This is a genomic window from Achromobacter sp. 2789STDY5608621 (assembly GCF_001299375.1).
GTDB lineage: Bacteria > Pseudomonadota > Gammaproteobacteria > Burkholderiales > Burkholderiaceae_B > Achromobacter > Achromobacter insuavis.
In genome coordinates this window covers 53,323-60,217 of sequence record NZ_CYTU01000012.1, presented here as the reverse complement: position 1 = coordinate 60,217, position 6,895 = coordinate 53,323, and the positions used below count along the sequence as shown (strand labels likewise).

The 6,895-nt window shown below is 72.7% G+C and carries 6 protein-coding genes and 1 pseudogene; 1 reads left to right on the top strand and 6 read right to left on the bottom strand.

What is annotated here, in order from left to right; all coding sequences use genetic code 11:
- Positions 1–764, top strand: a 764-nt coding sequence (locus AOZ53_RS14125; RefSeq protein WP_197286488.1) for a PLP-dependent transferase, incomplete at its 5' end; no start/stop codon positions are given.
- A 22-nt stretch (positions 765–786) separates the two neighbouring features.
- Here the strand turns inward: AOZ53_RS14125 and AOZ53_RS14120 are convergent.
- From AOZ53_RS14120 to AOZ53_RS14095, 6 genes and pseudogenes are all read right to left on the bottom strand, one after another.
- Positions 787–1,431, bottom strand: coding sequence for an NTP transferase domain-containing protein (locus tag AOZ53_RS14120; protein WP_054488267.1), 645 nt, complete (start codon positions 1,429–1,431; stop codon positions 787–789).
- Positions 1,432–1,438: 7 nt separating this feature from the next.
- Positions 1,439–2,473, bottom strand: coding sequence for an XdhC family protein (locus tag AOZ53_RS14115; RefSeq protein WP_054434729.1), 1,035 nt, complete (start codon positions 2,471–2,473; stop codon positions 1,439–1,441).
- A pseudogene (locus tag AOZ53_RS14110) lies at positions 2,470–4,727 on the bottom strand (molybdopterin cofactor-binding domain-containing protein). The gene AOZ53_RS14115 and the pseudogene AOZ53_RS14110 overlap by 4 nt, the downstream one beginning before the upstream one ends.
- Before the next feature lie 29 nt (positions 4,728–4,756).
- On the bottom strand, positions 4,757–5,401 hold the full coding sequence (locus AOZ53_RS14105; protein ID WP_054434741.1) for an isochorismatase family protein: 645 nt from the start codon (positions 5,399–5,401) through the stop codon (positions 4,757–4,759).
- On the bottom strand, positions 5,398–6,471 hold the full coding sequence (locus tag AOZ53_RS14100; RefSeq protein WP_054434743.1) for a 2,5-dihydroxypyridine 5,6-dioxygenase NicX family protein: 1,074 nt from the start codon (positions 6,469–6,471) through the stop codon (positions 5,398–5,400). Before AOZ53_RS14100 ends, AOZ53_RS14105 begins: the two co-directional genes overlap by 4 nt.
- 37 nt (positions 6,472–6,508) lie before the next feature.
- Positions 6,509–6,895: alpha/beta fold hydrolase (locus AOZ53_RS14095; protein WP_197286487.1), on the bottom strand; the 387-nt coding region annotated here is incomplete at its 5' end.

Genomic DNA, 6,895 nt, shown 5'->3' with positions numbered 1-6,895 from the left:
TCAAGCTGTTCTACGTGGAGACGCCGGCCAATCCGACCAACGCGCTGATCGACTTCCAGGCGGTCAAGGCCGAGCTGGACGCGTTCGCCGCGCGCCACGGCTATCGCCCGATCTCGGTGTGCGACAACACGCTGCTGGGCCCGATCTTCCAGAAGCCGGCCGAGCATGGCGTGGACCTGTGCGTGTACTCGCTGACCAAGTACGTGGGCGGCCACAGCGACCTGGTGGCCGGCGCCGTCACCGGCACCAAGGACCTGATCAAGAAGGTGCGCGCCATCCGCAGCGCCTTCGGCTCGCAGCTCGATCCGCATTCGTGCTGGATGATCACGCGCTCGATGGAGACCGTGGTGCTGCGCATGAAGCAGGCCGCGCGCAGCGCCACCCGCGTGGCGCAGTGGCTGGCCGGCAATCCGCACGAGAAGGTGCGCATCTATCACCCCGAGATCATCGCCGACGAGGCCTACCAGGCGGTCTACAAGCGCCAGTGCACCGGCCCGGGCTCGACCTTCGCGTTCGTGCTGGACGGCGGCCGCGCCAAGGCGTTCCGCTTCATTAACGCGCTGCGGCTGTTCAAGTCGGCGGTGAGCCTGGGTGGCACCGAGTCGCTGGTGTGCCATCCGGCCTCGACCACGCATTCGGGCGTGCCGGCGGCCGAGCGAGACGCGGCCGGCGTGTCCGAAGGCCTGATCCGCATTTCCATCGGCCTGGAGCACGAGGAAGACCTGATCGCCGATATGGACCAGGCCATGCGCAGCCTGGCCTGAGGGGCGGCGCGCGGCGACCGCGTCAGGCCGCCGGGGGCGGCCAGTCGACGCGCGCCGGCGCCAGCGCGTCGCGCAGCGCCGCCAGGTCGGCGGGCGTGTCCAGGTCGGTGACGTAGGCGCGGTTGGCGCTGTCGAAGAGGGCATGGCGCCCGCTGCGCGGGTCCAGCCATTGGCGCAATCCGGCGCCGGCCGGCAGCGCGTTGGCGGCCCGCGCCGCCGCGGCCGACAGCAGCAGCGGATGGCCCGGCGCGCCGTCCACGCGCGGGCGCAGGCTGTCTGCGCCGGGCGCGCAGGCGCGCCATTGCGCCAGCAGGTCGGCGATGGCGCTCGCATCGAGCAGGGGCAGGTCGGCCAGCACCAGCAGCAGGTCATGGTCGGGATGGGCGCGGACGTGTTCGCGCAGCGCCAGGCGCTGGGAATCGGCGAGCGAGGCGTCCGGCAGCGCCTGCGCCAGCGGCGCGATCGCGGCGCGTTGCGCCAGCGGCATCAGGATATCCGCATAGGGGCCGATGACGGCGCGCACCGGCGCGACGCCCGCGTCGCGCAGGCCGCGGGCTAGCCGTTCCAGCAGGCTCACGCCGTCGATGCGCAGCGCCGGCTTGGCGCGGCCGCCCAGGCGCGATCCCTGCCCGGCGGCGAGGATGATGGCGGCAATGGGGGCGGGCATGGCGTAATCAGAGGGGGCAGGCGGTGGCCAGATCGACAGGAGCGATGCGGACGCCGTCGCGCGCCTTGCCGGCGGCCACGCTGTCGAGCGCGCCGCGCGCCACGCCGTTCTTGGCGGCGACGATCTCGGCCATGATCGATAGCGCGATCTCGGCGGGCGTCTTGCTGCCGATATAGAGGCCGGCGGGGCCGCGCAACCGCGCCAGGTCGGCGTCGCCCAGGTCGAAATGCTCGCGCAGCCGCGCGCGGCGCGCGTCGCTGTTGCGGCGCGAGCCGATCGCGCCGACGTAGAACGCTTGCGACTGCAGGGCGTCGATCAGCGCCAGGTCGTCGAGCTTGGGATCGTGGCTCAGCGCGATGATGGCGGTGCGGCGGTCGGGCCGCAGGCGCAGGATCAGGTCGTCGGGCATCTCGCGGCTGTGGACCGCGCCGGGCATTGTCCAGGCCGGCGACTGGGTGTCGCGCGGATCGCAGACGATGACCTCGAAGCCGAGCGTCAGCGCGATCTGGCACAGATAGCCGGTGGTGTCGCCGGCGCCGATCACGATCAGCCGCACCGACGGGCCGAAGTGCGAGGTGAAGGCGGCGGCCGTCAGGCGCGGCAGCCCATCGGCGGGGCCGGGGCGCAGGCTGACGGCGCCGGTGGCCAGGTCCAGCTCGCGCTCGATGCAGTCGCGGCGCAGGCAGTGATCGCGCAGCGCCGGCAGCTGGCTGGCGGGACCGATGCGTTCCATCACCAGTTCGAGGGTGCCGCCGCAGGGCAGGCCGAACTGGCGCGCCTGGTCGGCGTGCACGCCGTAGCGCAGCACCTCGGGCCGCGCCGCCGGGGCCGCGCCGGCGCGCACGCGCGCCACCAGATCGTCCTCGATGCAGCCGCCGGACACCGAGCCGGCAACCTCGCCGCGGGCGTTCAGGGCCATCAGCGCGCCCGGCGGTCGCGGCGACGAGCCCCAGGTGCGCGCCACGGTGACGAGCCACGCGGGCACGCCGTCGCGCTGCCATTGCGCGGCCTGCTGCAGGACCAGGGTGTCGATATCAATCATGCGGACCTCGGGGAGCGGTCTGGATGGGCGAGGGCGGCGCGCACCACGTCGGGCGTGAAGGGCGCCTGGTGGAAGCGCCGGCCGGTGGCGTCGAACAGGGCGTTGGCGATGGCCGCGGGCCCGGGGACCGAGGCGGATTCGCCGGCGCCCATGGGCGGTTCGTCCTGGCGCGGCATCAGCAGCACGTCGATGGGCGGCAGGTCCTTGAAACCGATGATGGGGTAGCCGCCCCATTCGCGGCTGACCACGCCGGCCGCGTCGAACTGCACGCGTTCGAGCAGGCAGCGGCTCAGGGTCTGGTTGATGTTGCCATGGATCTGGTGGCGCACGCCATCGGGGTTGACGATCATGCCGGTGTCCTGGCCGACCACCACGCGCGCCAGGGCGATGCGGCCGCTGGCCGGGTCCACGCTCAGGTCGATGACCCAGGCCGCCCAGGCGGCGCCGAAGCCGGGGAACTTGCTGTGCACGTAGCGCGCGTAGGCCACGCCGCGCCCGTGCAGGCGGCCGTCGGCGGGCGCGCCGCCGTGGCCTCCAGCAGCGCGATGGCGCGCGCATCGTCCAGGTGCCTGAGCCGGAACGCGACCGGATCGGCGCTGGCCGCCTCGGCCAGCTCGTCGATCATGCAGTCGTGCGCGAACGAGCTGGGCAGCGCCGAGACGCCGCGCAGCCACGAGGCGCGCACCAGCGGCGCGGTGTCGTGGCAGACGATGCGCCGGCTGGCATAGCGGTAGGGCGGCACCGCGGTGCGGTCGCCCATTTCCAGCACGCGAGGCTCGCCCGGCACGGCGCCGGTCAGCAGCAGCGCCAGCAGCGGCGCGTCGTTGGACGGATAGCGCACCTCGAAGTCATAGGCCAGCAGCTGGCCGTCGGCGTCCAGCGCGGCGGCCACGTCCATCAGCTGGCCCGTGCCCTTGGGTTCCCACTGGTGTTCCTGGTCGCGCATCAGTTGCACCCGCACCGGCGCGCCGACGGCGGCCGACAGCAGCGCGGCGTCGGCGCAGACGTCGTCGGCGCAGTTGCGGCCGTAGCAGCCGGCGGCTTCCATGCGGATGATCTCGATGCGGTCCTCGCCCAGCTTGAGCAGGCGGTCGAGGTCGGCGCGCAACATGTGCGGATTCTGGGTGCCGGCCCAGACCGTGAGGCGGCCGTCGCGATGGTCGGCCACCGCGCAGGACGGCCCGATGGACGCATGCATCTGGTAGGGCCAGACGTAGGTGCGGCGCAGGTGCACGGGGGCGGCGGCACAGGCGGCCTCGACGTCGCCTTCCTCCAGCAGCAGGCGGCGGCGCGCGGGGTTGGCGCGGATGGCGCTGGCCAGGTCGTCGAGCGCGGGCGCGGGCGGCACCGGTTTCCAGCGCACCTTGAGCGCGCGCATGGCGGCTTCGGCCTGTTCCTCGCGGTCGGCCACCACGCCGATGAAATCGCCTTGCACCACCACCTGGACGCGGCCCGGCAGGTGCGCGACGGAATCGCTGTCGACATCGATCAGGCAGCGGCCGATGAAGTCGCCGGCGTCGCGGCCGGGGTGCGGCGGGCGCACCACGCGGCCGTGGCGCATGCCGGGCACGCGCACGTCGTGCACGAAGCTCAGTTCGCCGGTGGCCTTGGCGGGGATGTCGACGCGCGCGACGGCGCTGCCGACCACGGTGTAGTCGCGGGCCGGCTTGAGCCGCACCTGGGCATCATCGGTGGCCAGTTCCAGCCGGGTGTGCCGGCCCTGCACCAGTTGGCCGTAGTGCAGGGCGCGCGCGTCGCCCGCATCGGCGGGATGCACGATGCCGTCGCGCAAGCGCAGCGTGTCCGCCGCCACGCCCCATTGCCGCGCGGCCTGCGCCAGCAGGTGCTCGCGCGCCTGGGCCGCGGCGCGGCGCAGGGGCGCGGCCGAGATCTGGATGCTGGCGCTGGCGATGGTGGGCCCCTGGTTGGGGGTGGCGTTGGTGTGCCCCAGCACCATTTCCAGCCGCGCCATCGGCACGTGCAGTTCCTCGGCCACGATCTGCGCCAGCGCGGTGCGGATGCCGGTGCCCAGGTCGACGTGGCCGTTGAAGGCCAGCGCGCGCCAGCCACCCGGCGCGGCGGCGTCGGCCAGCACCGCCACGAAGACCTCGGGCGTGTCCTGCACGTAATCCGACACCACGCCCGGCTGCCCGGGCGCCGGACGGGGCGGCGCGGTCGGGGCGCGCACGACCAGCAGCGCGCCGGGGTGGGTCAGCAGCGCGTCGTGCAGCGCGTGGGGATGGGGCAGGTTCATGGGCGAAGGCGATCCGGGCCGATCAACGATTATGCCGCCAGCGCGCCGATGTCGGCCAGGGCCTGCTCCAGCGGCATGACGGCGGCGTACTTCTGCGCCATGTCGAACAGGTTGGCCTCGTGCGGCCCGAGCGCGCGGTCGCCGCAGCAGTCGGCCACCACCAGCGGCCGGAAGCCGGCCTGCATGGCGTCGACCACGCTGGCGCGCACGCAGCCGCTGGTGACGCAGCCGGCCACCACCAGCGTCTGCACGCCGCGCTGCGCCAGCCACGGCGCCAGCATGGTGCCGTAGAACGCCGACGGCGTGCTCTTGCGCACCACGTATTCGCCGGGCGCGGGCGCCAGCTGCGGCACGATGGCGCTGTTGTGGCTGTCTTCCTTGAGCGTCAGCATGCCCGGCACCTTCAGGCAGAAGATGTTGCTGTCGGCGTCGTCGTCCGAGAACACGATGCGGCTGTGCGCCACCGGCCAGCCCTGTTCGCGCGCGTGCGCCAGCAAGGCGCGGGTGCGTTCGATGGCCTGCGGGATATTGCCGCCGCCGAACACGGCGGGGTCGGCGAAGCCGTTGACGAAGTCGATGATCAGCAGGCCGAACGGCGCCTTCAGCGGCAGCGGCGTGCCGAAGCCCTGGCGGGCGTAAGCCGAGATATCCCCGGCGGGAACGGTGGTGGTCATGCCAACTCCTTGCGGCGGGCGGCGCGCGCCAGCCCGGGTTCGTCCTGCACCACGCCGTCGATGACGACGGCGCGATCATCCAGCATCACGGTGCAGTGGCGCATCGGGATGTCGATGTGGCAGGCGGTGGTGCGTTGGCCGCCGGCCTCGTTGTTCGGCCCCATGGACCAGAGGAAGTTGCCCTCGAAGGCGCGGGCGTCCATGCCGATATGGGTCTCCTTGCCGTAGTGGCCCAGCATCGACCAGTGGGCGCGCGGCTGCAGGCCCCAGCCGATGTGCGAGACGGCGTAGGCCTCGGGGTCTTCATACGACGCCATGTAGTCGCGCAGCACCTCGGCCTGCAGGCCGCCCTGGATGCGGGTGACGTAGCCGCGCTCGACGGTCAGCGTGATGGGGTCGGTCACGTAGTCCTTCATCGGCAGCAGGATGTCGCCGCGGTCCAGCACCACCTGGCCGTTGCTGTGGCCTTCGTCGGGCCAGGTCAGCACGAAGCCGCTGGGCCAGTGGTCCCAGCGCCCCGGCTCGTCGACGAAGCCGTATTCGGAAATCGCCGGAAAGCTGCCCAGCCGGCATTGCAGGTCGGTGCCGGCCTGCGAGGTGATGCGCATCTGGCGCGCCTCGGCGATCCGCGCGGCGGCCGCGCGCACTCGGGCGCGGTCGGCCTCGGTCGGCACCAGGCGGCACAGGATCTCGGGCGGCTCGACCGCCAGCAGGATCTTGGTTCCGCCCTGCAGGATCTCGTGCTGCTCGGGCGAGAACAGCAGCGTCATCAGGTCCAGCACCAGGTCGCTGGCCTTGAGCGCGGCGATGGCGGCGGGGTTGCCGGTCAGCGGCGTGGTGCCCAGGTAGGCCAGCGAGTCGCGGCTGAGGGATTTCTCGCCGTTGACCGGCGGCAGATCCAGGCGGTTGACGCGCGCGCCCATGTCGCCGGCGGCGGCGATGGCGCAGCGCAGCGTCTGCGGATGGGTGTCGGCGCCGGTGAGCACGGTCACGGTCTGGCCGGCTTCGAGGCGGGAAAGCGTGAGCACCTGTTTCCAGGCGCGGATCAGGTCGATGTCGCTGACGGGCATGGCGGACTCCTGTCGAAGTAGGGGGGAAGGGCGGGGTTCAGCCGCGCGGTTCGAGGAAGTCGCCCAGCGCCTCGTGGAAACCGGCCTCGTTGTCCCAGGGGATCATGTGGCCGGCGGCGGGCACGCGCCGGTGCAGGGTGTCGGGCGCCAGGCCCTGCCATTCGGCCACGTCCTCGTCGCCGACCACGCCGCCGTTCTCGGCGGTCATCAGTAGTTGCGGCACGCGCACATGCGGCAGGTCGGCATGGATGTCGTCGCGGCCGAAGTCCTCGAAGCTGCGCACGATGGCGGGTTCGTGGCAGGTGTGCAGCCATTGCGCGCGCAGGCGCCGCTGTTCCTCGGTCCAGGTGGGGCAGAAGGCGCGCATGGCCTCGGCGTCCATGCCGTGCGTGGCCTGGCGGATCGAGTCGACGTACCAGGCCAG

Bases quoted from the DNA above. Each gene is read 5' to 3' on its own strand.
- AOZ53_RS14115 (WP_054434729.1), bottom strand. From the start codon at position 2,473: ATGATTGATATCGACACCCTGGTCCTGCAGCAGGCCGCGCAATGGCAG.
- AOZ53_RS14105 (WP_054434741.1), bottom strand. From the start codon at position 5,401: ATGACCACCACCGTTCCCGCCGGGGATATCTCGGCTTACGCCCGCCAG.
- AOZ53_RS14120 (WP_054488267.1), bottom strand. From the start codon at position 1,431: ATGCCCGCCCCCATTGCCGCCATCATCCTCGCCGCCGGGCAGGGATCG.
- AOZ53_RS14100 (WP_054434743.1), bottom strand. From the start codon at position 6,471: ATGCCCGTCAGCGACATCGACCTGATCCGCGCCTGGAAACAGGTGCTC.